This is a genomic window from Saccharothrix algeriensis (assembly GCF_016907655.1).
Classification (GTDB): Bacteria; Actinomycetota; Actinomycetes; order Mycobacteriales; family Pseudonocardiaceae; genus Actinosynnema; species Actinosynnema algeriense.
The window spans coordinates 365568-391457 of record NZ_JAFBCL010000001.1 but is presented as its reverse complement, the minus strand read 5'-3'; the positions used below and the strand labels follow the sequence as shown (position 1 = coordinate 391457).

The 25890-nt window shown below is 75.2% G+C and carries 21 protein-coding genes; 14 read left to right on the top strand and 7 right to left on the bottom strand.

Annotation, left to right across the window (positions count from 1 at the left end; translation table 11 throughout):
* Positions 1-18: 18 nt before the first annotated feature.
* Both JOE68_RS01515 and JOE68_RS01510 read right to left on the bottom strand, forming a co-directional pair.
* Positions 19-1284: a serine hydrolase domain-containing protein gene (locus tag JOE68_RS01515; RefSeq protein ID WP_204840550.1), complete on the bottom strand. Its 1266-nt coding sequence runs from the start codon at positions 1282-1284 to the stop codon at positions 19-21.
* 568 nt (positions 1285-1852) lie between these two features.
* Positions 1853-2467: a GTP pyrophosphokinase gene (locus JOE68_RS01510; protein ID WP_204840549.1), complete on the bottom strand. Its 615-nt coding sequence runs from the start codon at positions 2465-2467 to the stop codon at positions 1853-1855.
* 180 nt (positions 2468-2647) lie between these two features.
* Between JOE68_RS01510 and JOE68_RS01505 the strand changes: the two genes are divergently transcribed.
* Positions 2648-3490, top strand: a complete 843-nt coding sequence (locus JOE68_RS01505) for an EamA family transporter (RefSeq protein WP_204840548.1) — start codon at positions 2648-2650, stop codon at positions 3488-3490.
* A 32-nt stretch (positions 3491-3522) separates the two neighbouring features.
* Here the strand turns inward: JOE68_RS01505 and JOE68_RS01500 are convergent, their stop codons facing one another.
* A complete protein-coding gene (locus JOE68_RS01500; RefSeq protein ID WP_204840547.1) occupies positions 3523-4026 on the bottom strand; it encodes an ATP-binding protein in 504 nt (167 codons plus the stop codon).
* Between the two features lie 339 nt (positions 4027-4365).
* Entirely contained in the window at positions 4366-4911 is a 546-nt protein-coding gene (locus JOE68_RS01495; protein ID WP_204840546.1) for a YceI family protein, read from the bottom strand.
* An 87-nt stretch (positions 4912-4998) separates the two neighbouring features.
* Between JOE68_RS01495 and JOE68_RS01490 the strand changes: the two genes are divergently transcribed.
* Complete coding sequence (locus JOE68_RS01490) at positions 4999-5490, top strand: MarR family winged helix-turn-helix transcriptional regulator (RefSeq protein ID WP_204840545.1); 492 nt, start codon at positions 4999-5001, stop codon at positions 5488-5490.
* A 97-nt stretch (positions 5491-5587) separates the two neighbouring features.
* Here the strand turns inward: JOE68_RS01490 and JOE68_RS01485 are convergent, their stop codons facing one another.
* A complete protein-coding gene (locus JOE68_RS01485; protein WP_204840544.1) occupies positions 5588-6127 on the bottom strand; it encodes a TetR/AcrR family transcriptional regulator in 540 nt (179 codons plus the stop codon).
* 195 nt (positions 6128-6322) lie between these two features.
* Positions 6323-6484, bottom strand: a complete 162-nt coding sequence (locus tag JOE68_RS01480; protein ID WP_204840543.1) for a hypothetical protein — start codon at positions 6482-6484, stop codon at positions 6323-6325.
* Positions 6485-6667: 183 nt separating this feature from the next.
* On the opposite strand from JOE68_RS01480, the gene icmF reads away from it, so the two are divergent.
* Positions 6668-9904: a fused isobutyryl-CoA mutase/GTPase IcmF gene (icmF, locus tag JOE68_RS01475; RefSeq protein ID WP_204840542.1), complete on the top strand. Its 3237-nt coding sequence runs from the start codon at positions 6668-6670 to the stop codon at positions 9902-9904.
* 158 nt (positions 9905-10062) lie between these two features.
* The gene (locus JOE68_RS32075) at positions 10063-11250 is read left to right on the top strand and encodes a tetratricopeptide repeat protein (RefSeq protein WP_204840541.1); all 1188 of its coding nucleotides are present in this window, start codon (positions 10063-10065) and stop codon (positions 11248-11250) included.
* Here JOE68_RS32075 and JOE68_RS31635 read toward each other — a convergent pair.
* Positions 11175-13316: a hypothetical protein gene (locus JOE68_RS31635; RefSeq protein ID WP_204840540.1), complete on the bottom strand. Its 2142-nt coding sequence runs from the start codon at positions 13314-13316 to the stop codon at positions 11175-11177. The two genes, JOE68_RS32075 and JOE68_RS31635, sit on opposite strands and share 76 nt — an antisense overlap.
* A 703-nt stretch (positions 13317-14019) precedes the next feature.
* Between JOE68_RS31635 and JOE68_RS01460 the strand changes: the two genes are divergently transcribed.
* The 10 genes from JOE68_RS01460 to JOE68_RS01420 all read left to right on the top strand — a co-directional run bounded on the left by JOE68_RS01460 (position 14020) and on the right by JOE68_RS01420 (position 25831).
* Complete coding sequence (locus JOE68_RS01460; protein WP_204840539.1) at positions 14020-16062, top strand: DNA gyrase/topoisomerase IV subunit B; 2043 nt, start codon at positions 14020-14022, stop codon at positions 16060-16062.
* A 13-nt stretch (positions 16063-16075) separates the two neighbouring features.
* Positions 16076-19495 carry a DNA topoisomerase (ATP-hydrolyzing) gene (locus tag JOE68_RS01455; protein WP_204840538.1) on the top strand — a complete coding sequence of 1140 codons (3420 nt, stop codon included), beginning with the start codon at positions 16076-16078 and terminating at the stop codon, positions 19493-19495.
* Positions 19496-19521: 26 nt separating this feature from the next.
* Positions 19522-20382 (top strand): class I SAM-dependent methyltransferase, encoded by an 861-nt coding sequence (locus tag JOE68_RS01450; RefSeq protein WP_204840537.1) that lies wholly within the window; start codon positions 19522-19524, stop codon positions 20380-20382.
* A 98-nt stretch (positions 20383-20480) separates the two neighbouring features.
* The gene (locus tag JOE68_RS01445) at positions 20481-21239 is read left to right on the top strand and encodes a sugar phosphate isomerase/epimerase family protein (RefSeq protein WP_204840536.1); all 759 of its coding nucleotides are present in this window, start codon (positions 20481-20483) and stop codon (positions 21237-21239) included.
* Positions 21236-22204: an ABC transporter substrate-binding protein gene (locus JOE68_RS01440; RefSeq protein WP_204840535.1), complete on the top strand. Its 969-nt coding sequence runs from the start codon at positions 21236-21238 to the stop codon at positions 22202-22204. The genes JOE68_RS01445 and JOE68_RS01440 overlap by 4 nt, the downstream gene beginning before the upstream one ends.
* Complete coding sequence (locus JOE68_RS01435; RefSeq protein ID WP_204840534.1) at positions 22201-23109, top strand: iron chelate uptake ABC transporter family permease subunit; 909 nt, start codon at positions 22201-22203, stop codon at positions 23107-23109. The genes JOE68_RS01440 and JOE68_RS01435 overlap by 4 nt, the downstream gene beginning before the upstream one ends.
* The gene (locus tag JOE68_RS01430) at positions 23106-24059 is read left to right on the top strand and encodes a FecCD family ABC transporter permease (RefSeq protein ID WP_307819426.1); all 954 of its coding nucleotides are present in this window, start codon (positions 23106-23108) and stop codon (positions 24057-24059) included. Before JOE68_RS01435 ends, JOE68_RS01430 begins: the two co-directional genes overlap by 4 nt.
* Entirely contained in the window at positions 24056-24835 is a 780-nt protein-coding gene (locus tag JOE68_RS01425) for an ABC transporter ATP-binding protein (RefSeq protein WP_307819424.1), read from the top strand. Before JOE68_RS01430 ends, JOE68_RS01425 begins: the two co-directional genes overlap by 4 nt.
* Before the next feature lie 51 nt (positions 24836-24886).
* Positions 24887-24997 carry a streptamidine family RiPP gene (amiA, locus tag JOE68_RS31630; RefSeq protein ID WP_307819423.1) on the top strand — a complete coding sequence of 37 codons (111 nt, stop codon included), beginning with the start codon at positions 24887-24889 and terminating at the stop codon, positions 24995-24997.
* Positions 24998-25051: 54 nt separating this feature from the next.
* Positions 25052-25831, top strand: a complete 780-nt coding sequence (locus JOE68_RS01420; RefSeq protein ID WP_204840533.1) for a hypothetical protein — start codon at positions 25052-25054, stop codon at positions 25829-25831.
* The last annotated feature ends 59 nt before the right edge of the window (positions 25832-25890 follow it).

Sequence of the window (25890 nt, the reverse complement as noted above, 5' to 3'; positions counted from 1 at the left end):
CAGTTCAAACGTGATTTTTCAAACCATTTCGCGGACCTGTCGGCGGGCCAGCCGGCCGCCGATCTGGATCCACTCGATCCCGCCGTCGCGGGGGTTGCGGAGAAACCGGCCGGTCTGGCTGGTGTCGCCGGTATCGGAATCCCGCATCGCGAACACGAGGCCGTCGAACAACGACAGGTCGGCGAACGGCTCGCCGTCCACCGTGAGCTTGAGCACTTCCTGCCCGACGGGCTGCACCGCGTATTCGGTGTCGCCGTTGACGAAGCTGCCCGCGCAGTCCGGCGGCGGCGCGATGGGCTCGCGCAGCGCGCGCAGGCCGTCGTAGTCGCCCACCGGCAGCCCGGCCGCGGCCAGCTCCGGCACGAGGTCCCGCCAGAGCGCGAACCCGCTGCTGCCGTTGGTGGTCAGCGCGACCACGGCGCCGTCCTCGGGGTCGATGCGCAGGTGGCACGAGGTGCCGTCGGCGGTGCCGTCGTGGCCCACCCAGACCTTGTCGCCCCGCTCGTAGAGCGCGAGCCCCAGCCCCCAGCCGTCGGCCATGCCGAAGGGCTCCGCGTGCCGCACCGGCGTGCGCATCAGGGCCAGGTCGGCGGCGTCGACGAGGTGCGGCGGCGCGCCGGCGAGCATCCGCCCGAACGCGACCAGGTCGGTGGCGCTGGCCGCCAGCGCGCCGGCCGGCGCGTCCACCAGGGCGAGCGACTGCTGCACCGGCACGACCCGGCGCAGCGGTCCGTTGACGGCGTGCCCGGCCACCACGCCGGGGTCGGTGTCGGGGCCGACGGTGAAGTGCGGGCGCAGGCCCAGCGGCCGCAGCAGCACCGCGTCCACCGCCTCCCACCAGGACATCCCGGTGGCGACCTCGATCAGGTGGCCGACCAGGACGTAGCCGATGTTGGAGTAGGAGAAGCCCGCGCCGGGCCGGTGCAGCGGCACGAGGTTGCGGCCGGCCTCCAGCGCGTGGCGGCGCAGCGAGGTGGTGCGGACGTCGTCGGGGTCGGAGGGCAGTCCGCCGGTGTGGCTGAGCAGGTGGCGCAGGGTCAGCGGGTGGTCGACGTCCGGCAGCGGGGTGTCGAGGTCGAGGTCGCCGTCGGAGACCAGGGCCATGGCCACGGTCGCCGTGAACGTCTTGGTGATCGAGCCGATCGGGACGGCCGCGTCGGCGGGCAGGCCGACCTCCGTGGTCCACAGCCCGTCGCCGGGTCGGTGGACGGCCAGCTGCGCTCCCGGCACGAGGTGGTCGCCGACGAGCCCCGCTAATCGTCGCGCGATGCGTTCGGTGTCCATCACAGGTCCTTAGGAAGAATGAGCCATTCGGCTGCGAACCAACGTTGACGGCCGTTCCGGGATCATCGCGACCGCCAAATGGAGCATCTGTCGAATAGATATTCCCCGGTTAGTCGGGTCGTAACCCCGTGTTCTCGGGGCGATCTTGGGGGTTCACTCGAATGGCCTGGTTTGGACTGCCCGGTTCCGTAATCGCACCCCGGTTTGCGAGGGTTATTCGCAGTGACCCGGCATCGCCATCTGTCAACCGGTAATGTGCTCGGCGGGCGACCCCCGGAGGTCTATTTCTGCGGTCGCCGCCGGATTTCCGGGAAATTGTCCACCGGTGCGTAACCTCCGGCCGGCGGCCTCGTTTGCGGGGGTAGCGGGAAGTGACCGGCCGGTGGTCACGGGCGGGGTCGGCCCGGCTACGGCGCGTGGTCGTCGCGCAGCCCGCGCGGGCATTGCGCGGGACGGCGCCCCGCCGTCGCGCGGGGCGTCGGGAGCGCCCGGCGGGCGGCTGCGGCCGGGTGCTCCGGCGGGGTGCTCCGGCGGGGTGCGGGAGGGGCGCGGCGGCGCGGGTGGGCGGCTAGTCGCGCTGGATCTTGTGGTGGAGGGACTCCATGCGGGCGTCCAGCTCGGCCGCGATGGCGGCGGTGCTGGTCAGCTCGTCCACGAAGCCCGCCGGGACCTGGTCGTCGTACTTGTAGAACAGCTTGTGCTCCAGGGTGGCCCAGAAGTCCATCGCGATGGTGCGCAGCTGGACCTCCACCTTGACGTGCTCCACGCGGTCGGACAGGAAGACCGGGATGCGGATGATCAGGTGCAGGCTGCGGTAGCCGTTGGGCTTCGGCGCGGCGATGTAGTCCTTGGTCTTGAGGATCTCCACGTCGTTCTGCCGCGCCAGCATGTCGCGCACCCGGTACACGTCGGACACGAAGGGGCAGACCACGCGGACGCCCGCCACGTCGTCGAGGTGCTCGGCCGCGAGCACCAGGTCGGCGGGCAGGCCCTTGCGGCTGAGCTTGTCCAGGATGGCCTCCGGGCGCTTGACCCGGTGCGTGACGTGCTCGATGGGGTCGTGGCTGTGGACGAGGTCGAACTCCTCGCTGAGGATGCGGAGCTTGGTCATCAGCTCCTCGACCGCGAACTTGTAGACCACCAGGGACCGCCGCAGCAGGTCATCCGCGACGCCGATGTCCATGATCCCAGGATAGGCGATGGGCTAGGATGCCCGGCGTGAACACCCACCGGCACGTCGTCCTGCCGCCGCCGGCCGCCTGACGGGCGCACCCGGCAGCTCACGCTCGGCAGCTCACGCACGCCGGCCCCCGGCCGTGCGCCCGTTCGCGTCCCCTTCGGCCTCCCCGCGAACGGAGAACCCGTGCCCTCCGCTGTGCTCCCCGCACGTCCTCGTTTCACCCGCGGTCCGCTGCCCGTCCTGGCCGCGTGCTTCCTGTGGGGCACCACCGGCACCGCCGCCTCCCTGGCGCCGGCGTCCGCGCCCGCCGCGGCGGTCGGCGCGGCCGGCCTGGTGGTCGGCGGCGCCCTGCTGCTCCTGACCGCGCGCGGCGTCGCCGCCGTCCTGCGCGCCGCCGACCGGCGGCTGCTCGCTCTCGGGGCGGTGACCGTCGCCGGCTACGCGCTGGCGTTCTACCCGGCCGTGGCGCGCACCGGCGTCGCGGTGGCGACCACGGTGGCGCTGGCGACCGCGCCGATCGTGCTGGGCCTGAGGTCCCGGCCGCTGCTCACGCTCACCGCCGTCGCGGGGTGCGCGCTGCTCGTGCTGGGCGGCGGCGAGGCGCACGTCGACCCGGTCGGCGTGGCGCTGGCGGTGGTCGCCGGGCTGTCCTACGCGGCGTACTCGGTGATCTGCGCGCACCTGATCGCCCTGGGCCACCCGTCGCGCGCGGTGGTCGGCGCGGTGTTCGGCGGCGCGTCCGCGCTGACCCTGCCGGTGCTGCCGCTGCTCGGCCTCGGGTGGCTGGGCAGCGGGTCCGGGGTGGCGGTGGTGGCGCACCTGGCGGTGCTCACCACGTTCCTGGCCTACCTGCTGTTCGGGCACGGGCTGCGGCACACCGGCGCGGCGGTGGCGACCACGCTGACCCTCGCGGAGCCCGCCGTCGCGGCGGTGCTGGGCGTCGTGGTCCTGCACGAGCGGCTGCCGCTCGCGTCCTGGTGCGGCATGGGCGTGCTGGCGCTCGCCCTGGCGGCGCTGGCCCGGTGAGCGCGGCGGGGCGGCGCTCGGCGCGCGAGCGCCTAGTCCGAGCGCCGCCCCGCCGCGCCGCCCAGGCCGTAGAGGATGCGCTGGATCAGCTCGGGGTCGACCTCGGGCTCGTCGCCCAGCCGCTCGGCGGCGGGGGAGCGGCGCGGCTCGCGGCGGGGCAGCGGCACGGCGGAGGCGTTCATGCCCGAGGGCAGGGTCAGCTCGCACCACGCGAGCCGGCCGCCCGCGGTGAGGTCGACCAGCCCGGCCCGGCCCATCGCCAGCTCCGGCGGCAGCGCGACGCGGTCGCCCTCGACCTCCACCACCAGGTGGGCGCCGCTGAGCCGCAGCCGGACCAGCAGGAAGCCCGGCACGCCCGGCTCGGCCACCTCGACGGCGGCGCCGACCAGGCGGCGCGCGGTCTGCGCGGCCTCGTCCTGCATCGAGCGCAGCCGCCACTCGGCCAGCGAGAAGCGCACGAACATGTCCGCCACGGTGACCGCGGTGGGGAGCGCGACGAGCCGAAGGTCGTCGACCTGCTCGGTCTGGGCGTTCACACCGGTCCCTCCTCGCCTGCTGCCGGCGCGTGCTGCGCCAGATGGTGCCATGAGTACAGCCCCTGTCACCCACGTGGTCCAGACCCCGTGAGCGGACCGTGTCCGGATCGAGTTCCGTTGCTTCAGTCGACATCAAGGAACGCCTGGTGTGGCGTCCGCGACGACGGGAAGGGGACACGGTTCACGGGCGGTCACGGCGGTGTGCGAGAAAGTACCGAAATGCGCGACCGAACGGAATATCGGGATACGCCCGTCAGGCGACGCCACCCGACGGGCGGTGAGACGCGAAAGGGGCTCACCGGTCCGCGCCGGTGAGCCCCTTCCGCCGTCGGGCCGGGTTCAGGACTGCTGGGAGGCTTCGATCTCCAGCAGGATGGTGATCTTGTCGCCGACGGCCGCGCCCGCCGGGCCGCCGGTGACGCCGAAGTCCTTGCGGCTGATCTCGGTGCTGGCCGAGAAGCCCGCGACCTTGCCGCCGCCCATGCCGTCGCCGAAGCCGTTGAGCTCCAACTCCAGCGTCACGGGCTTGGTCACGCCGCGCAGGGTCAGCTCGCCGTCGACCAGGAAGCCCTCGCCGTGGGCCCGCACGCCGGTCGAGGTGAAGGTCAGCTCCGGGTGCTTGTCCACGTCGAGGAAGTCCTCGTTCTTGACGTGGGCGTCGCGCTGGGCGTTCTTGGTGTTGATCGACGCGGTCGCGATCTTCGCGGTGACCGTGGACTCCAGCGGGTTCTCCGCCGTCACGATCGTGCCCTCGAAGGTGTCGAAGTGGCCGCGGACCTTGGAGACGCCGAGGTGGCGGACCACGAAGGAGACGTCCGAGTGCACCGGGTCGATCGCCCACGTGCCCGCGAGGTAGCCGGGGATCTGAACATGCTGCGTGGTCATGGTGTCCTTCTCAGTCGGTCTGGTTGAACTCTCAACCGAACATAGCGCATCCTGGTTGAAGGTTCAACAAGGACCTATGATGGGGACATGAGCGACGTGCGGTGGCTGAACGCCGATGAACAGCAGGTGTGGCGTGGCTTCCGGACCGCCGTGACCAAGTTCACCGAGCACCTGGACCGGCAGATGCAGCGCGACTCCGGGATGCCCATGGCGTACTACGAGATCCTGGTGGTGCTGTCCGAGGCCCCGGACCGGGCGCTGCGGATGAGCGAACTGGCGCTGAACTGCCACTCGTCACGCAGCAGACTGTCCCACGCGGTCGCGAAGCTGGAGAAGGAGGGCTGGGTCGAGCGGCGGGCCTGCCCGTCCGACCGGCGCGGCTCCATCGCCGCGCTGACCGACCGGGGCTTCGCCGTGCTGGAGGCCGCCGCGCCGGGCCACGTGGCGGCGGTGCGCGAGCACCTGTTCGACGTCCTGACCCCGGAGCAGCTGGTGGCGCTGCGCGGGATCAGCCGCGCCGTGGAGGACGGGCTGCGCTCGGAGTGCGCCAGGGCCTGCGAGGAGCTGGACGAGTTCTGACGGCGCGCCCGCCCGGCAGCCCGACCGCGACGTCCGCCGGCCCCGTGCCGACGACGAACAGCCCCGGCGGCGCCGCCGCGACCTCCCCCTGTTCCCCCTAGTCGCCCGAGCCCTCGCCCCGCGGGCGGAGGGCGAGCTGGTACACCTCGCGCAGCGCGGCGGGTCCGAGCGGCGGCAGCACGTGGTCGGCGCCGACCACGACGAGGTAGAGCAGGCGGGCCATCGGCAGCGCCTGCTCCGCCGGCCCCAGCTCCGACCACAGTCGGGCCAGGTGGTCGATGCGCGCCCGGTCCACCCGTTCCTGCACGGCGCGCACGTCGGCGTCCTGCATGGCCCAGGCCCGCAGGGCGGGCTCCACCGGCGGCCGGTCCTCCTCGTCGGCCGGCGCCCGGTCCACCAGCAGCTCCAGCCGCTCGCGGGCGGACCCGCCGACCCGCTCGACGTACCCGGTCGTGCCCATGGTCTCGAAGTGCGCGAGCAGGTCCGCCTTGAACCCGCCCATCCCCTTGAAGTGGTGGTAGAACGAGCCCTTCGTGACGCCGAGCCGCCCGCTGAGCCGCTCCACGGTCAGCGCGGGCGCGCCCTCCTCGGCCAGCACCCGCAACCCGATGTCCAGCCAGTCCTGCCTGTTCACCACGCCGCGACCGTACCATACCGTACGGTACGGTCGCGGGACGTGCGAAAGCCCCGGGCGGGGGCAGGGGGTGCGGTCGCGGGGAGGGCTGTTCGACGCCGTCGTGGGACGGCGGCGCCCATGCGCCGCGAACGCGATCAGGGCCGAACACCTGTTCGGCCCTGCAGTGATCTTTATTCCTTCAGTGCGGAGTGAAAATCAAGCGTCCGGCTCGGGCTTGCGCCGTCGACCGCCGGTGCGGACCTGCTGGGCAGGCTCCTCGGCGGGCTCGGGCGGGGCCGGCTCGGCGGCCTCGGCCTTCGCCGGTTGGTCGGCGAGCAGCATCGCTGCCAGCTCGTCGTAGATCGGTGTGCTGCTCATGGGCGGTCCTTTACCCCTTTCCCGGAAAAGCTACACGCGGGCGCGGGGCGGGTGGCGACCAGGGCCGGAAAACTGATCAAGGTTCGTCCGGTACGGTGATCGGACGCACACGTTTCTCCTACTTCCGATAGACGGATGTCCTAGTAATCTGGGGACAGTTCCGCGCTGCCGAAGGAGCCAGTCGTGACTGTCGCCAGCCCGCTGCACACCCCCGCGCACCCGGTCCGCTTCATCACCGCGGCCAGCCTGTTCGACGGGCACGACGCGGCGATCAACATCATGCGGCGCATCCTCCAGTCCCAGGGCGCGGAGGTGGTCCACCTCGGGCACAACCGGTCGGTGCGCGAGGTCGTCGCCGCCGCCGTCCAGGAGGACGTGCAGGGCATCGCCATCAGCGCCTACCAGGGCGGCCACGTCGAGTACTTCAGCTACCTGGTCGAGCTGCTCGCCGAGCGGGGCGCGGGGCACATCAAGGTCTTCGGCGGCGGCGGTGGCGTGATCGTGCCCGAGGAGATCGAGCTGCTGCACTCACGCGGGGTGGCGCGGATCTTCTCGCCGGCCGACGGCCAGCAGCTCGGCCTCGCCCGCATGATCAACTCGATGGTGGCGGCCTGCGACCACGACCTGTCGGCGGTCGCGCCGCCGTCGTGGGACGGGCTGTTCGCGGGCTCGGAGGACGTGCTGGCCCGCGCGATCACGCTGGTCGAGGCCGGGAAGCTGCCCGCGGGGGTGCGCGAGCGCCTGGTCGCCGCCGCCCGCCCGGTGCCGGTCCTGGGCATCACCGGCACCGGCGGCTCGGGCAAGTCGTCGCTGACCGACGAGCTGGTCCGCCGCTTCCGGCTGGACCAGGAGGACAAGCTGCGCATCGCCGTGCTGGCGGTGGACCCGTCCCGCCGGCGGGGCGGCGGCGCCCTGCTGGGCGACCGCATCCGGATGAACTGCCTGGACGGCGACCGGGTGTTCTTCCGCTCGCTGGCCACCCGCCGGGCGGGCGCGGAGGTGCCCGACGGCCTGGGCGACGCGATCCTGGCCTGCAAGGCGGCCGGGTTCGACCTGGTGGTGGTGGAGACGCCCGGCATCGGGCAGGGCGACGCGGCGATCGTGCCGTTCGTGGACTTCTCGCTGTACGTGATGACGCCGGAGTTCGGCGCCGCGTCGCAGCTGGAGAAGATCGACATGCTGGACTTCGCCGACGCGGTGGCGATCAACAAGTTCGAGCGCCGGGGCGCGGAGGACGCCCGCCGGGACGTGGCCCGCCAGCTGGTGCGCAACCGGGAGGCGTTCGGGGTCCCCTGGGAGGACATGCCGGTCTTCGGCACCAGCGCGGCGACGTTCAACGACGACGGCGTGACGGCGCTGTACCAGCACCTGCGCGGCGAGCTGGCGCAGCGCGGGCTGGAGGTGTCGGCGGGGGCGCTGCTGCCGGTGCCGGGCAAGGTGTCGACGTCGGCCTCGACGGTGGTGCCCGCGGCGAAGGCCCGCTACCTGGCGGAGATCGCCGAGGCGGTGCGCGGCTACCACCGCGCGACGGAGGCGCACGTGGACGCGGTGCGGCGGGCGGCGCACCTGCGCGCGGCGCGCGACGAGCTGGCCGCCGCGGGGCACGACACGGCGGCGGTCGGGGAGCTGCTGGCGGCGGCGGAGCGGCGCGTGGACGGGGTGAGCGCGGAGCTGCTGGCGGCGTGGCCGCGGGTCGTGGAGGACTACTCGGGCGACGAGCTGGTGGTCCGGGTGCGGGACCGGGAGATCCACACCAAGCTGACGCGGGAGACCTTGTCGGGCAACAAGGTGCGGCGGGTGTCGCTGCCGCGCTACGACGACGAGGGCACCCTGCTGCGGTTCCTGCGCAAGGAGAACCTGCCGGGCCACTTCCCGTACACGGCGGGTGTCTTCCCGTTCAAGCGCGACGGCGAGGACCCGGCGCGGATGTTCGCGGGCGAGGGTGACGCGTTCCGCACCAACCGGCGCTTCAAGTACCTGTCGCAGGGCTCGGAGGCGACCCGGCTGTCCACGGCGTTCGACTCGGTGACGCTCTACGGCCGCGACCCGGACACCCCGCCGGACGTCTACGGCAAGATCGGCACGTCCGGGGTGTCCATCGCGACCCTGGACGACATGAAGGCGCTCTACGACGGGTTCGACCTGACCGCGCCGACCACGTCGGTGTCGATGACCATCAACGGGCCCGCGCCGACGATCCTGGCGTTCTTCCTCAACACGGTGGTGGACCAGCGGCTGGAGTCCTTCCGCGCGGCGGAGGGGCGCGAGCCGACCGAGGAGGAGGCGCGCGAGCTGCGGGCGTGGGCGCTGGCGAACGTGCGCGGCACGGTGCAGGCCGACATCCTCAAGGAGGACCAGGGGCAGAACACCTGCATCTTCTCCACCGAGTTCTCGCTGCGGATGATGGCCGACATCCAGGAGTGGTTCATCCAGCAGAAGGTGCGCAACTTCTACTCGGTGTCGATCTCGGGCTACCACATCGCCGAGGCCGGGGCGAACCCGATCAGCCAGCTGGCGTTCACGCTGGCCAACGGGTTCACCTACGTGGAGTCGTACCTGGCGCGCGGGATGTCGGTGGACGACTTCGCGCCGAACCTGTCGTTCTTCTTCTCCAACGGCATGGACGCCGAGTACAGCGTGATCGGCCGGGTGGCGCGGCGGATCTGGGCGGTGGCGATGCGGGAGCGCTACGGCGCGAACGAGCGGTCGCAGAAGTTCAAGTACCACGTGCAGACCTCGGGTCGTTCGCTGCACGCGCAGGAGATGGACTTCAACGACATCCGCACCACGTTGCAGGCGCTGTGCGCGCTGTACGACAACTGCAACTCGCTGCACACCAACGCCTACGACGAGGCGATCACCACGCCGACCGAGTCGTCGGTGCGCCGGGCCATGGCGATCCAGCTGATCATCAACAAGGAGTGGGGCCTGTCGGCGAACGAGAACCCGCTGCAGGGCTCGTTCGTCGTCGACGAGCTGACCGACCTGGTCGAGGAAGCCGTGCTGATGGAGTTCGACCGGCTCTCCGAGCGCGGCGGCGTGCTGGGCGCGATGGAGACCGGCTACCAGCGCGGCCGGATCCAGGACGAGTCGATGCTCTACGAGCAGCGCAAGCACGACGGGTCGCTGCCGCTGATCGGGGTGAACACGTTCCTGCCGGAGGGCGGGGAGCGCGAGCACGTGACGATCGAGCTGGCGCGGGCGACCGAGGACGAGAAGCGGTCGCAGGTGGAGCGGACGCGGGCGTTCGCGGCGGAGCACGCCGCCGAGGCGGAGCCGGCGCTGCGCCGCCTGAAGGAGGCCGCGCAGACCGGGGAGAACGTGTTCGCGGTGTTGATGGACGCGGCGCGGGTGTGCACGCTGGGCCAGGTGACGGAGGCGTTCTTCGAGGTCGGCGGCCAGTACCGGCGCAACGTCTGAGCCGGCCGCGCCGCGCGGGGGTCGGGGTCGCCCGGTCGGGTCCGCCGCGGTCCGGCGGGGTCGTCCCGGCCCTGTGCCGGTCCCGGCGCGCGCGGCAGGCCGGTGGGCCGGGTGGTGGTCGCCGCGTCGGGGCGCCCTGACGGGGGAGGAGGCGTGCCGTGCCGCCGCGTTACGAACCCGACCCAGGGGCGCGGGCGCTGGCGCGCCGCCTGGTCGCGCTGGCGGCGGCGGGGGTGCCGGCGCGGTGCCGGGTGTGGCCGGGGCTGGGCGACCCGGGACCGGGGTCGTCCCGGCCGGCGCGGGTCACCCACGCCATCGCGCGGCACTTCGCCGACGGGGGCGCGGCGGCGCTGCCCCGCTTCAACACCAACCCGTCGCCGCTGACCAGGGTGCTCGCCGCGGCGGCCCTGGGCAGGCTCGACGCCGTGGGACCGGACATGGCGGCGTTCCCGGCCGACCTGGCCGCGCCGCTGTGGTGGCGGGTGCTCGACCGGGTCCGCGGGCTGTCCGCCACCGCCGACCGGCTGGTCGCGGCGGACCTGCTGCTGCGCCTGGGCTACCAGCGGCACGCGGCGGACGCGCTGGGGATGGCCGCGGACTTCCGCGGGTTCACCCCGGAGCTGGCGGTCCGGCAGCTGGCCGTGCTGTTCTGGTCGCGCCCGGACACCGCCGAGGTGGAGGCGCTGGCCCTGGCGGGCGCCCGCGACCCGGCGCTGCCGCCGGGGGACCGGCACGCGCTGGCGCTGTTCGTGGTGGTCCGCAACGGCCGGCGCGGCGCGGACACGGCGGCGCTGCGCGAGGCCGCCGACCTGGCCCGGCGCGTCGAGCCGGAGGACCCGCTGCGCCGCCAGGCGCACCTGCGCGCGCTGGCGTTCGTCCCGTTCCTGCGGGGTGACGCGCGCGCCACCTGGGAGCTGCTGGACCGAGCGCTGGAGTGCCAGCGCGCGGCCAGGCCCCGCACCGCGCTGGACCGGCTGGCCTGGGCCGACCACGCGTTCCCGCTGCACGAGACGATCGCCCGCACGCACCTGCGGACCGGGCGGCCCGAGCAGGCGGTCCGGGCGACCGCCGAGCTGGTGGCGCTGGACCCCGACGACGCCCGCACCTGGGCGATCCGGGGTGACGCGCTGCTGGCCGCCGACCGGGTGGAGGAGGCCGTGGCGGCGTTCGACCGGGGGGTGGCGCTGGGCGGCCTGCCCGCCGCGCGGGCGGCGTTCTACCGGGGGTGGGCGCTGGACCGGCTGGGCCGCCGCGCGCAGGCCGCCGAGTCCTACCGGCTGTCCTGGCGGATCGACCCCACCGCGCCGGCCGTCGCGCGGGCGTCGGGGGCGGGCGAGCCGGCGTAGGGGTCGGGCCGGTCCTCGGCGCGGGCGAGGTCGCGCAGGGCGACGGCGGCGCGCTCCAGGTTGCCCAGGACGCCGGGCGGCAGCTCGTGGTGGCGGCCGACGACCTCCTGGAGCATCACCTGCATCGGCGCGGTCTCCTCCGGCTCGGCCACCGCCAGCACCTTGAACGCCGTGCCCGGCGGGAACACCACCCGCTCCTGCACGCGGCTGCCGAACGAGTCCACCACGTGCACCCGGCGCCCGGTCACCGACCAGATCAGGAACTCCGCCCGGCCGTCCACCGGCAGCGCCGGGCCGGCCACCGCGCTCAGCAGGCCGTGCTCGACCAGCACGTCACCGGTGCGGAACCGGCGCGACTCGCCCCAGCACACCACCACGCCCTGGTGCGCCGGCAGCCGCCGCAGCCCGGACACCACCGCCGCCGCGTACGGCCACAGCCGGCCCAGCCGGCCGGTGCGCAGCGCCTCCACCAGGACCTCCTCGTCCTGCTGCAGGCACGCGGAGACGGCTGCGAGGTCGGTCACGACGGCCTCGAACGCCTCCGGGTCCTCGGGGCGCTCCTCGATGTGCCGGCACGCGACCGCCGCGTGCGCGCCGTACCGCTCGCCCAGCAGCCGGCGCAGCGCGTCGCGCTCCTGCTCGGTGCTGCGGTGGTCGGCCGGCACCACCTCGTCGCCCTGCGGCTCGCCCCACGCGGGCGCGGGCGAGGCGGGCAGCGGGCCGTCCAGGCTGATCGGCACCGGCCGGTCGGCCGCGGCCGGCGCCTGCTCCGGCTCGGCCACCGGCGGCCGGGGCAGCGGGGCCGGGTCGCAGAAGACGACCTTGAGCAGCCGGCGCACCTCCGGCTCCAGGCGCTCCACCAGGGACGCGCCCGCGACCGCCACCGCGCCCGCGGTGGTCCTGCCGGGCGTGCCGACGGTCAGCCGCGCCCACTCCGGGTCCACCGGCAGGGAGCGCACCTCGGGCCCGTCGTCCTCGGCGCCGCGCACCCACAGCCCGGAGGGCACGACCTCCAGCACCACGCCGCCGCCCAGGTCGAACACGCCGGGGCCGCGCTCGACCAGGCCCGGCACCGGCGGCCGGTACCCGGACACGGCCGGGACCCCGCCGGGCGCGTAGCCCACCTCGGTCACGTAGGGCCGCCACGTCTGCCGGCCGCGCGGGTCGACCGCCACGACCGCCGCGCCGGTGCGCAGCGACCCCACCGGCAGCCCGGTGTACAGGGCGATCGGCTCGCCGAGCTGGTCGGCCACCGCCTGGCCCTGGTGCTCGCCGCCGTACCAGACCAGCCGCACCCGCGACCGGGCCGCCGACGGCAGCCCGCCCAGCAGCCGGCACACCTCGTCGGTGGGGATGCGGGGCTGGCCGGGGCCGCCCACGACCACGGTCAGCACGTTGTCTCGGCACGGCAGCCCCACGACGGCCCGCGCGTCCGGCGCGGCCGGGTCGAACGGCGCCCGCTGCGCCCGCAGCCACAGACCCGCCGGGATCGGCTCGGACACGCCGACCTCGCCGGTCGGCCACGGCGCGTTGGGGTCCACCGCCTCCCACTGCGGCACCGGGAAGCGCCGCCCCATCGGCGTCGGCGACGCGCCGGGCAGGAACCGCAGCCAGCTGCCGTAGCCGCCCGCGCCCACCACGAACGCCGCGCCCGGCACCACCGTCACGGCCCCGTCGGCCGCCACGACCTCGGTCTGCAGCTGCTCGGCCAGCCACTGCGCGGGCGCGGTGGGCCGCAGGGCGCCCGCGTGCGAGGTCATCAGCCGCACCGGCCCGCGGCCCTGCAGCGCCGCCGCCACGGCGGGCCAGAACGCGGCCTCGTCCCCGGAGGGGAAGTCCACCACGACCACCGTGCGCCCCCGGTCCACCGGCAGGCCCCTGGCCAGGCCCACGGCCTGCTGGCCCGCCCCGGAGGGCGGCCCGACGACCAGGGCGGCGCCCGCGAACGACGCCGAGAACTGGGCCGCCGGGGCGGGCGCGGGCTCGCGCTCGACCGCGGCGGGCTCGGACGGGGCCGCGACCACCGCGGGCTCCTTCGGCACGGCTGCGGCACGTCGGAACTTCAAGGCGCCCGATCACCTCCAGGCACGACTGCGCGGATCGCCCGCACTCTACGCGGATCGGGACGGGGCGGGGCCGGGCACGAGCGCGCCCGCCCCGGTTGCGCGGCCACCGCGTGTGGCGCCCGCCACCTCACCACCCGAGTCCTGCCGACACGGCGCCCATGTTCCCACCAACGCCCCACCCGCGCTCCATCCGGGACCCCGTCGCGCTCCCGCCGCACGTCCGCCGGGCCGCCCGCCGCCATCCCACCCGCCGCCGCACCGCCCGCCGCCATCCCACCCGCCGCCGGGCCACTGCCGCCGCACATCCCACCGCCGGGCCACCTGCGGTCGTCCCGCACCCGGCCCGCCTCGTGCGGCCCTGCCGGCCGGGGCCTGCCGCACCGGGGCCCCGCGCCCCGTCCGCCCGGCCCTGCTGTCCACAGTGGATGGTCCGACCGGCGCGCCGGCCCCGCCGCGCGTGAACCCGAACACCCCGCGCCGCCCGCCCGACCCCCCGGGACCCCGCCGCCCGCCGCTGCGCCGCGCCGGTCGGCGGTGCGTGTACGGTCGACGCCGCGACCGGCGAGGACGACCGGGCGCGACCGGGCCCGGGAGGGACCGCGACGTGATTCCCCGTCGTGTGTACGAGATTGTCGTACCCGGAAGTTACCCTCCTCTACCGTGGACCGCCGCACGCACATCAAGACCTGGGGAGAACGACCCGGTGACCGCTGAGATCCTGTACGGGGCCGACGACCTGACCCACCTGGAAGGTCTGGAAGCGGTTCGCAAGCGCCCCGGCATGTACATCGGGTCCACCGACAGCAGGGGTATCAACCACCTGTTCACCGAGGTGGTCGACAACTCCACCGACGAGGGCGTGGCCGGGCACGCCACGAAGGTCGTCGTGACCCTGCACGCCGACGGCAGCGTCCAGGTCGACGACGACGGCCGCGGCATCCCGACCGGCGTGCACGCCAAGTCCGGGCTGTCCGGCGTCGAGCTGGTGCTCACCCGGCTGCACGCCGGCGGCAAGTTCGGCGGCTCGGGCTACAAGACCTCCGGCGGCCTGCACGGCGTCGGCGCGTCGGCGGTCAACGCCCTGTCCCACCGCTTCGACGTGGTGGTGCTGCGCGAGGGCCGCAAGCACGAGATGTCCTTCGCGCACGGCGTGCCCGGCACGTTCGACGGGCCGGGCCCGAAGGCGGCGTTCACCCGCCAGTCCGGCCTGCGCGTCACCGGCCGCACCCGGCGCACCGGCACGTCCATCCGCTACTGGCACGACGCCCGCTACTTCGAGAACGGCGCGGCGCTCGACGTCGAAGCGGTGCGCGCCAAGCTGCGCAACACGGCGTTCCTGGTGCCCGGCGTCACCTACGTCCTGCGCGACGCGACCGGCGGCGCGCCGGCGGAGGAGACCTTCCACTACCCGGGCGGCCTGGCCGACATGGTCGACTTCCTGGCCCCGGCGGGGGAGAAGCCGGTCTCCGGCACGCTGCTGGTCAACGGCACGGGCGTCTACCACGAGAACGCCGCCGACGAGAACGGCGTGATGCGCTCCAAGGTCGAGCGCCAGGCCGAGGTCGAGGTCGCGCTGCGCTGGGGCACCGGCTACGAGCGCACCGTGGAGTGCTTCACCAACACGATCCGCAACGTGCACGGCGGCACCCACCGCCGCGGTTTCGAGCGCGCGGTGCTCAAGGCGGTGCAGGAGGCCATCGGCCGCACCCGCGGCCTGCTCAAGCCCAAGGAGGACCCGCCGACCCTGGAGGACGTCCTGGAGGGCATGACGGCGGTGGTGCACGTCCGCATCCCCGAGCCGCAGTTCACCTCCCAGACCAAGGACGAGCTGTCCACCGCCGGCATCACGAAGGTGGCCCTCGGCGTCGTCGAGAAGCACCTCAGGGCGTGGACGGAGGACCGCCGCACCAAGGCCGAGGCGAAGGTCGTCCTGCAGAAGGTGGTCGACGCCTCCCGCGTGCGCCTGACCCAGAAGCAGCAGAAGGACGCCGCCCGCCGCAAGACGGCGCTGGAGGGCGCGGCGATGCCGCCGAAGCTGGTCGACTGCCGCACGACCGGCGTGGCCCGCAGCGAGCTGTTCCTCGTGGAGGGCGACAGCGCGCTGGGCTCGGCGCGCATGGCGCGGGTCTCGGAGTACCAGGCGCTGCTGCCGCTGCGCGGCAAGATCCTCAACGTGCAGAAGGCCGGCCTCGCCGACACCCTGCGCAACGCCGAGATCGCCTCCATCGTCCAGGTCCTCGGCGCGGGCACCGGGCGCACCTTCGACCTCGGCTCGATGCGCTACGGCCGGGTGATCCTGATGGCCGACGCGGACGTCGACGGCTCGCACATCCGGACGCTGCTGATCACGCTGTTCGCCAAGTACATGCGCCCGGTCATCGAGGACGGCCGGCTGTACGCCGCGATGCCGCCGCTGCACAAGGTGGTGACCAGGGGCCGCAACCCGGAGACCCGGTTCACCTTCACGCAGCGCGAGATGGAGCAGACCGTCGCCCGGCTGGAGAAGGCGGGCAAGTCGGTGGTCAAGCCGGTGCCCCGGTTCAAGGGCCTCGGCGAGATGGACGCGGACGAGCTGTGGGAGACCACGATGAACCCCTCGACCCGGTCCGTCCGCCGCATCACCATGCACGACGCGGAGGCCGCGGAGGCCGCGTTGGAGCTGCTGATGGGCGAGAAGGTCGAGCCGCGCCGGGCGTGGCTCGTCGAGTCGGCCGCCCGGGTCGACCAGTCCGCGATCGACGTCTGACGCAGGAGAAAAAGTGGCTCGCCGCAAGACCCCCACGACCAGGGTCGACCCGTCCGCCTTCGACCGCGCGGGCGCCCGGGTGTTCGACAACTCGCTGACCACCGAGATCGAGGACTCCTACCTGGAGTACGCGTACTCGGTGATCCACTCGCGGGCGCTGCCGGACGCGCGGGACGGCCTCAAGCCCGTGCACCGCCGCATCCTGTTCTCGATGAACGAGCAGGGCCACCGGCCGACCAGCCCGTACGTGAAGTCCTCCCGCGTGGTCGGCGACTGCTTCGTGCGCGGCGCCCTGGTGTCCACGCCCGAGGGCCTGCGCCCGATCGAGGACCTCGGCGTCGGCGACCGGGTGCTGGACCCGGCCGGGCGGCCCGCCGACGTGGTGGAGGTCTACGAGAACCCGGTGTCCGAGCTGGTCCGCGTGGTGTGGGCGAACGGCGACACCCTGCTGGTCACCCCGGGCCAGCGGTTCCGGACCGAGGACGGCGGCTGGACCGCCGCGCGGGACCTGGCCGGCCGCCGCACCACCGGGTTCGGCGCGGCCCGCCACGCCGCGCTGGTCGCCGACGGCGGCGACGCGGGCGCCTACGTGCTGGGCCTGGTCGCCGGGTGCGGCGTGGCGGCGGGCGGCGGCCGGGTGCGGGTGACCGCGACCGCCGACGGGCCGCTGGACGTGGCGCACGGCTGGGCGATCGAGCACGGCGTGGCCGTGCGCCGGGACAAGCACCGGGACGCCGAGGGCCGCGAGTGGGGCGTGCTGGAGTTCGAGGGCGAGGAGTCGCTGCTCGCGGCGGTCGGGGGCGTGCCCGCGGCCGTGCTGCGCGAGCGCGCCCGGTGGGCGCCCTGCGTCGCCGGCCTGTTCGACGCCGCCGGCGGCGTCTCCCCGGCGGGCGAGGTCGTCCTGGCCGGGTCCGACGAGGGGCTGCGCGCGGTGCTGGCCGACGCCGGCGTGCGCGTGCGGCGCGAGGCGGGCGGGCTGCGCGTCGCCGGCCGCGACGCCTCCGCCCTGGCCGCGGCGCTGCTGCGCTGGACGCGGACCGGCCACGACGAGCTGGTGGGCGTGATCCGCGCGGCCCGCACCGCCGACCTGCCCGCGGCGATGTCGCACGGCGAGGTCGTGGCCGTGGAGCCGGCCGCGCCGGACACCACCTACGACATCCAGGTCGGCACGCGGGAGCACGCCTTCGTCGTCGCCGGCCACGTCGTGCACAACTGCATGGGCAAGTACCACCCGCACGGCGACACGGCGATCTACGACGCGATGGTCCGCCTGGCGCAGGACTTCTCCCTCAACACGCCGCTGGTCGACGGGCACGGCAACTTCGGCAGCCCGGACGACGGGCCGGCCGCGTCGCGCTACACCGAGGCGCGCATGTCCTCCGCCGCGATGCTGCTGGTCGGGGAGCTGGACGAGGAGACCGTCGACTTCCGGCCCAACTACGACGGCTCGCTGCAGGAGCCCTCGGTGCTGCCGGCGGCCTTCCCGAACCTGCTGGTCAACGGCACGTCCGGGATCGCCGTCGGCATGGCGACCAACATGATCCCGCACAACCTGGGCGAGGTGGTGGCCGCCGCGCGCTGGCTGGTGTCGCACCCGGACGCGTCGCTGGACAAGCTGATGGAGTTCATCCCGGGCCCGGACCTGCCCACCGGCGGGGTGCTGCTGGGGCTGGACGAGGTGCGCAAGGCGTACGAGACCGGCCGCGGCGTGGTGCGGATGCGGGCCAAGGTCGCGACCGGCCCGCTGGAGGGCAGCCGGGGCCGCCAGGCGATCACGGTCACCGAGCTGCCCTACGGGGTCGGCCCGGAGAAGATCATCGAGAAGATCACCGACGAGGTCACCAAGTCCAAGCGGCTGACCGGCATCGCCGACGTCAAGGACCTCACCGACCGCGAGAACGGCACGCGGGTCGTGATCGAGTGCAAGGTCGGGGTCAACCCGCAGGCGCTGCTGGCCGACCTGTACCGGCTGACGCCGATGGAGCAGTCCTTCGGCATCAACAACCTGGTGCTGGTCGACGGGCAGCCGCGGACGCTGGGGCTCAAGGCGCTGCTGGAGGTGTTCCTGGCGCACCGCTACGAGGTGGTCACCCGGCGCACCCGGTACCGCCGCCGCAAGCGCGAGGACCGCCTGCACCTGGTCGAGGGCCTGCTCCGGGCGCTGGTCGACATCGACAAGGTGATCAAGCTGATCCGCGGCAGCGAGAACGCCCAGGCCGCCAAGGAGGGGCTGGTCGAGTCCTTCCGGCTCTCCGAGGTCCAGGCCGCCTACATCCTCGACACGCCGCTGCGCCGGCTCACCCGCTACGACTCGATCGAGCTGGAGGCCGAGGGGGAGCGGCTGCGCGGCGAGGTCGCGGAGCTGTCGAAGATCCTCGACGACGAGCGCGAGCTGAAGAAGGTCGTGTCCGCCGAGCTGGCCAAGGTCGCCAAGGACCTGCGCCAGGAGCGCCGCACGGTGCTGCTGGACGGCGACCTCAAGGAGGTGCTGGCCGCGTCCCGGCCGGCCGGCCCGCTGGAGGTCGCCGACGACCCGTGCCAGGTGGTGCTGTCGGCGACCGGGCTGGTGGCGCGCACGGCGGCGGAGTCGGAGGAGGCTTCCGAGGCGCGCCGGCGCAACGGCCGGGTCAAGCACGACGCCGTGGCCGCGCTCGTGCACACGACGGCGCGCGGCCAGGTGCTGCTGGTGACCAACCGGGGCCGGGCGGTCAAGACCGACGTGCTGCCGCTGCCGGTGCTGCCCGAGCAGAGCGGCACGGTGTCGCTCAGCGGCGGCATGTCGGCCGCCGAGCTGGTGGACCTGGCCGAGGGCGAGAGGGTCGTCGGCATCGCGCCGCTGTCCGGCGCCGGGTCGCCGGGGCTGGCGCTGGGCACCCGGCAGGGCGTGGTGAAGGTCTGCGCGCCGGAGTGGCCGGTGCGGTCGGACGAGTTCGAGGTGATCAGCCTCAAGGACGGCGACGAGCTGGTCGGCGCGACGTGGCTGGGCAGCGCGGAGGAGTCGCTGGTCTTCGTGTCGTCGGAAGCCGCGCTGCTGCGCTACCCCGCCGCGCTGGTGCGCCCGCAGGGGCTCAAGGGCGGCGGCATGGCGGGCATCACCCTGCCCGGCGACGCGAAGGCGGTGTTCTTCGGCGCGGTGCGGACCGACGACGACGAGCACGGCGAGCCCGTGGTCGTCACCTCGACCGGGCAGAGCGTGAAGGTGACGCCGTTCGCGCAGTACCCGGCGAAGGGCCGGGCGACCGGCGGCGTGCGGGCGCACCGGTTCCTCAAGGGGGAGGGCGGCCTGGTGCTGGCGTGGGTGGGGCCGCGGCCGGCGGGCGCGGCGGCCAACGGCTCGCCGGTGGAGCTGCCCGCCGTCGACCACCGCCGCGACGGCTCGGGCCACGCCCACCCCGGCCCGGACGTGGTGGGGCACCTCGTCGAGCGGGGATGAGAACCGCGGTCGTCGGGCTGTGAGGCGTGACGACCCCGGACCGCGAGGCGGCGCGGCGCCCGCGACGTGAGGGGAACCGCCGACAGGAGCCCTTCCTCCCGCACCGGGAGGAGGCGTTCGCGGTCGCCGAGCGGGTCCGGGCCGTTCGGGCCCTGCTCGGCGACCCTCGCGACGGCGGGAACCCGGGCGGCGCGGCGCGGGGTGGCGAGGACGGTCGCGGCGGAGTCCGGGGCGGTGTGCCGGACCTGGCGGGCGGGACGGGCGCGATCGCGTCCCGCCTCGCCGGCGTGACGCTGCTCGACGTCGACCCGGTGCTGCTGGAGGTCGCCCGCGCCGCCCTCGGCGTGCCGGTGGTGCGGGCGGACCCGGGCGCGCCGGGTTGGGCCGACGGGCTGCCGCGCTTCGACGCGGTGGTGACCGGCACGGCCCCGCGCTGCTTCGGCCTGGACCGCCTGGGCGCGCTGTGCGGCGAGATCCGCGGCCTCCCGCGGCCGGGCGGCGCCTTCGCCGACCGGGTGCCCGACCGCGCGGCGACCGCGCCCGCCGCCCGGTCTGCGGCGACCGACCGCGCCGCGGACCCGGCGGTCGCTCCCGGTCGCGCCACGGACCAGGACCAGGGTCCGGAGCCAGGCCCGGACCCGGCGGTCCCGCCCGGGGCGCCGCCGGAAGCCGCCCCGGCCGCGTGGCGGGAGTGGCGAGCGCGGCGGCGGGTGGCGCTCGCGCACCCGAGCCCGGCCGAAGCCGCCCGAAGTCGCGTCGAGGGCGCTTCCGCCGCCTTCCACCCGCCCGCCCGCCGGCACGCCGAGGCGTTGCGCCGGACCGGTTCCCGCTCCGCCGAGGTGGTGTGGCGGCGTGGCGACAGCGCCGTGGTGGCCGCCCGCCGCTGACCCGGCCGGCCGCGCCCGGTGTCCCCCGTTTCGGGCTTGATAACGACAGTCATATTCAGTAAGTATGGCACCCTCACCCGCACGAGTGAAGGGCGCCCATGATCACCGCAGGATTGGCTTCGGTCACCTTCCGGGACAGACCGGTCGACCAGGTCGTCGGCCTCGCCGCCGACGCCGGGCTGGGGGTGGTCGAGTGGGGCGGTGACGTCCACGTGCCGCCGGGCGACCTGGCCGGCGCGGCCCGCGCCGCCCGGCTGTGCCGGGACAACGGCCTGGCCGTGGGGACCTACGGCTCGTACTACAAGCCCGGCGACAGCGACCCGGCCGACTTCGAGCCCGTCCTGGCCACCGCCGAAGCCCTCGGCGCGCCCCGCGTCCGGGTCTGGGCGGGGGTGCGGGGCTCGGCCGAGGTCGGGCCCGCCGAGCGCGCCGCGATCACCGCCGACCTGCGCCGCTGCTCCGCGCTGGCCGCCGCGCGCGGCGTCGCGGTCACCGCCGAGCACCACGTCTCCTCGCTCACCGACGACCTCGACTCCGCCGTGCGGCTGCTGGCCGAGGCCGACCTCGTGGCGCACTGGCAGCCGCGCGAGTCGCCCGAGGTGGACCGGTGCCTGGCCGAGGTCGCCGCCCTGCTGCCCGGGCTGGCCGCCGTGCACGCGTTCTCCTGGGGCCCGGACGGCTTCACCGAGCGCCTGCCGCTGGGCGCCCGCGCGGACCTGTGGCGCCCGCTGCTGGCCCTGCTCGCCGAGGACGGCCGGGACCGGCAGGTGCTGCTGGAGTTCGTCCCCGACGACTCGCCCGAGGCGTTCCGCCGGGACGCCGCGACCCTGCTGACCTGGCTGGAGGACGCCCGATGAGGACACTGGCCCTGGTGGTCGCGGCGGGGCTGCTCGCCGCCGGCTGCACCGCCGCGCCCGCCGAGGAGACGCCGCGGGCCACGCCCGTCGTGCGCACCGCCGAGCCGCTGGCGGCGTCGCTGAGCATCACCGACCCGCACGGCACGCGGGTCGAGCTGGACGAGCCCGCCGAGCGGATCGTCTGCCTCAACGGCCTGTGCGACGACCTGGTGGTCGACCTCGGGCTCACCCCGGTGGGCACCAGCAACGCCGCCCTGATCACGCACCCGGCGCTGCTCGGCGAGGCGGGCCGGGCGGTCCCCGTGGTGCCCGGCACGTTCGGCGGCGAGGACGTCGAGGCCATCGCCGGGCTCAGGCCCGACCTGGTGATCGGCCTGCCCGGCGTGCACGACGCGCTGCGGCCCGCCATCGAGAAGTTCGCCCCGCTGTGGACCGCCGAGCCCGCCACCTGGGAGGAGTCCGTCGGCTACCTGCGGGCGCTGGGCGCGCTGACCGGCCGCACCGACCAGGCCGTGCGCGCGGAGGAGACCTTCCGCGGCCACCTGGCCGACGCCGTGGCCGCGACGCACGGCGACGGCCGGTCGGCCAGGAAGGTGCTGCTGATGTACGGCAGCGCGGACTCGATCGGCGTCGACACCACCGCCTCGCTCAAGGGCCACCTGCTGGGGCAGCTGTTCACCTACCCGTTCCCCGCCAAGGGGGCCGACGTCGACACGGCCAACAACTACAGCGTCGAGGAGCTGCTCGCCAAGCAGCCGGACGTGGTCTTCGTGTACTCGCTGCTGTTCTCCGCCGAGGACCGGACGCTGAGCGGCCAGTTGGCGGACAACCCGGTGTGGCGGCAGATCCCGGCCGTGCGGGGGCAGCGGGTGCACGAGATGCACGCCAAGCTGTGGGGCTCGGGCCGCGGGCTGCGCAGCCTGTCGGCGGTCGTGGACGAGGCCGTGGCGAAGGTCGCCGCTTGAGGCTGCTCGCGGCGGTCGCGGTGGCGGCCGTGCTCGGGTCGCTGGCGCTGGGCGAGCCGGTCGTGCTGGCGCCCACCACGGAGCTGGAGCAGGTCGTGGTGTGGCAGCTGCGCGCGCCCCGGTTGCTGCTGGGCGCGATCGCCGGCGCGTGCCTGGGCACGGCGGGCCTGCTGCTGCAGGAAGCCCTGCGCAACCCGCTCGCCGTGCCCGAGCTGCTGGGCGTGTCCAGCGGCGCGGCGGCGGCGGTGGGCGCGTCGGTCGCCTTCGGGGTCGCGCTGCCCGGCGCGCCGCTCTCGCTCGCGCTGCTGGGCGCGGCGGCGGGCGGCGCGCTGACGCTGCTGGCCGTGCGCGGCGCGACGGGGCCGGCGGCGGTGCTGCTGATCGGCGCGGCCGTCGGGTCGGCGTGCCAGGCGGTGCTGCTCGCCGCCACGGCGATGACCGACTCGCGCGAGCAGGGCGTGCTGGTGCGCTACCTGCTGGGGTCGCTGACCGGCACGACGTGGGGCACGCTCGGCCCGGTGGCCGCGGGGCTGGTCCTGGCGGTGCCGGCGGTGGCGCTGGTGCTGCCGCGGGTGCGGGTGCTGCGGCTGGGCGACGACGAGGCGCTGTCGGCGGGCCTGCGGCCGGGCCGGGTGCGGCTGGCCGTGCTGGGGGTGGCCTCGCTGCTGGTGGCGGTGGTGGTCGGGCCGGCGGGCCCGGTCGCGTGGGTCGGGTTCTTCGCGCCCCGGCTGGCGGCCCGGGTCGGGCGGCCGACGCCGGGGGTGACGGCGCTGCTGGGCGCGCTGGTGGTGGTCGTCGCCGACCTGGTGGCGCGCACCGCGCTGTACCCGGTGGAGCTGCCGGTGGGCGGTCTGACGGCGCTGGCGGCGGTGGCCGTCGGCCTGCTGGCGCGGAGGCGCGCGTGAGGCCGGGCGCGCCGCGGTGGCGGCTGCCCGCGCTGGCGCTGCTCGTGCTGCTCTGCGCGCTGGCCCAGGTCAGCGTGGGCGCCACCGGTGCGACGCTGGGCGCGCTGTTCGGCGACGACGACCACGCCCGGATGGTGGTGCTGGAGCTGCGGGCGCCGCGGGTGCTGGTCGGCCTGTGCGCGGGCGCGTGCCTGGGCGTGGCGGGCGCGATCCTGCAGTCGGCCGTGCGCAACCAGCTGGCCTCGCCGGAGATCACCGGCGTGGGCTCCGGCGCGGTGCTGGGCGCGGTGGCGGCCTCCGTCGTCGGCGGGGTCGCCGCGCAGCCGCTGCCGATGGCCGCGGCGGCCCTCGTGGGCGGCGTGGTGGGCGGCGGCGTGCTGTGGCTGCTGGCGGGCGTCTCCGGCGACGTGGCGGTGCGCGGCGTGGTCGTGTCGGCGGTGCTGGTCGGGACGACGCTGGTGCTGCTGACCGCCCGGCCCCAGCTGGCCGGCGCGGTGTCGCGCTGGCTGCTCGGCTCGCTGGTCGGCCGCACCTGGGAGCACCTCGCGCCGCTGTGGCCTGCGGCGCTGCTGGTCCTGGTGGTCGCGACCGCGCTGGGCGGCGTGCTCGACGTGCTGGCCGTGGACGACGACCACGCCCACGCCGTCGGCCTGGCGGTGGCGCCCTGGCGCAGCGCCGTGCTGCTGCTGGCGGCGGTGGCCACCTCGTCGGCGGTGGCCGCCGTGGGCGCGACCGCGTTCGTGGGGCTGCTCGCGCCGCACGTCGCGCGCCGCCTGGTCGGCGCGGTGCACCGGCACGTGGTGCCGGCCGCCGCGCTCACCGGGGCGGCGGCCGTGGCGGCGGCCGACGCGGTCGGGCAACTCGTGCACGTCCCCGCCGGGGCCATCACGGCCCTGCTGGGCGCGGGCGTGCTCATCCTGGTGGCGAGGAGAACGGGAGGGATCGGGTGACACCACTGCGCGCCGACGGGGTGCGCGTGCGGTTCGGCGGGCACACCGTGCTCGACGGCGTGGACCTGGCGGTGGGCGCGGGGGAGTGGGTCAGCCTCATCGGCCGCAACGGCAGCGGGAAGACGACCCTGCTGCGCGTCCTGGCCGGCCTGCTGCCGCCGTCGGAGGGCGTGGTCCGGCTCGACGGCACGCCCTTGGCCGACCTGCCGCGCCGCGCCGTGGCCCGCCGCCTGGCGCTGCTGCCGCAGGCGACGCCCTACGTCCACGGCCTGACCGTCCGCCAGTTCGTGCGCCAGGGCCGGTACGCGGCCAGGGGGCCGCTGGGGATGCTCGGCGACGCCGACGACCCCCAGGTGCGGGCGGCGCTGCGCGACACCGGGGTCGCGCAGTGGGCCGACACCCCGGTCGAGCGGCTGTCGGGCGGGCAGCGCCAGCGCGTGCGGCTCGCCCTCGCGCTGGCCCAGGACGCGCCGGTCCTGCTGCTCGACGAGCCCACCACCTACCTCGACATCCGCCACCAGTTCGACGTGCTCGACCTGGTCCGGGCGCTGCAGCGGGAGCGCGGGCTGACCGTGGTGTCGGTGCTGCACGACCTGGCCCAGGCCGCGCGCTACTCCGACCGCGTCGTGGCGCTGCGGGAGGGCGTGGTGCACGCCGACGGCGCGGCGGCCGAGGTGGTCGACGCCGCGCTGCTGCGCGACGTCTACGGCCTCGCGGGCGAAGTGCTGTGGATCACGACCAATGGGGTATTGAAAATGGTTGTCGTTCCGGATTAGGTTGGTGGTGGTCGACCGACCGACAACGCAACAACCGGAGAGGAGACGTCCGTGGAGCAGATCTTCGAGAGCGTCGAGACCGAGCGCCTGCTGCCGCACAACTCGGCCAGCCACAGCAACGCGCTGGTGGAGAACCCGTTCGACGGCGGCGACGAAGAGTGATGCCGCTCCGGGGCCGCCGCACCGGCGGCCCCGGACCCCTACCCGGAGGTGCGCGTGAAGACCCTCAAACCCGGAACGGCGCTGTTCACCGGCCCGACCGGCGCGGTGCTGCGGGACGCGGCGGGCGAGTTGCTCTCCGTCGCCCTGCCCGAGGCGGCGCTCGGCGGGGTCCGCGCGGCGCTGACCCGGGCCGACGCCCCGGCCGCGCCCGAGCTGGCCGCGTTCGACCACGCCGGGCACCTCGGCGCGCGGACCGGCTGGCCGGTCGACCGGCGCACCGTCGCCGTCCTCGCCGAGCACGCCGACCCGCTCGCCGAAGCCCTGCGCCTGGCGGGCGCGCGCCCGGTGGTGCTGGCGCCGGGGTCCGACCTCGACGCGGTGCTCGCCACCGGTCCGGCCGCGGTGTGCGCGTGGCACGACGGCCCGGCCCCCGAGCGGTGGCTGGAGCTCGACGCCCTCGTCGGGCACGGCGTCGGCTGGCAGCGGGTCAGCCGCGAGGGCAGGCACGCGCTGCTGGAGCCGATCGGCGTGTCCCACCGGGACGTGCGCGCCCGCCGCCTGGCCGCCGCCGGGTCCGGGCACCGGCACCTGGCGGCCTACTGGGCGGGGCGCGACGCGGTGCTCGGCGACGAGGCGCCGGACCCGGCCGAGCTGCTGCTGGTCGCCGCGCTCGCCGCCAAGGACCTGGCGCGCTGGGCGACCGGGGCGCCCGCGACGGCGAACTCCCTGACCCCGCACGCCATCCCGGCCGACCGCCGGCTGCGCGTGCTCGACCTGGACACCGGGGCGATCGCCGACCACCCGGTGCTGCCGGTGCCCGCCAGTGCGCCCTGAAGCCGCTCGGTGGCGCCCCGTGCCACCGCCCCGCGGACCGGTGCGCCCGCGACCCCCGT

Excerpts from the sequence above, each read along its gene's own strand:
- JOE68_RS01515 (WP_204840550.1), bottom strand. The coding sequence starts at position 1,284 with ATGGACACCGAACGCATCGCGCGACGATTAGCGGGGCTCGTCGGCGAC.
- JOE68_RS01510 (WP_204840549.1), bottom strand. The coding sequence starts at position 2,467 with ATGGACATCGGCGTCGCGGATGACCTGCTGCGGCGGTCCCTGGTGGTC.
- JOE68_RS01495 (WP_204840546.1), bottom strand. The coding sequence starts at position 4,911 with ATGACCACGCAGCATGTTCAGATCCCCGGCTACCTCGCGGGCACGTGG.
- JOE68_RS01490 (WP_204840545.1), top strand. The coding sequence starts at position 4,999 with ATGAGCGACGTGCGGTGGCTGAACGCCGATGAACAGCAGGTGTGGCGT.
- JOE68_RS01480 (WP_204840543.1), bottom strand. The coding sequence starts at position 6,484 with ATGAGCAGCACACCGATCTACGACGAGCTGGCAGCGATGCTGCTCGCC.
- JOE68_RS01445 (WP_204840536.1), top strand. The coding sequence starts at position 20,481 with ATGATCACCGCAGGATTGGCTTCGGTCACCTTCCGGGACAGACCGGTC.
- JOE68_RS01440 (WP_204840535.1), top strand. The coding sequence starts at position 21,236 with ATGAGGACACTGGCCCTGGTGGTCGCGGCGGGGCTGCTCGCCGCCGGC.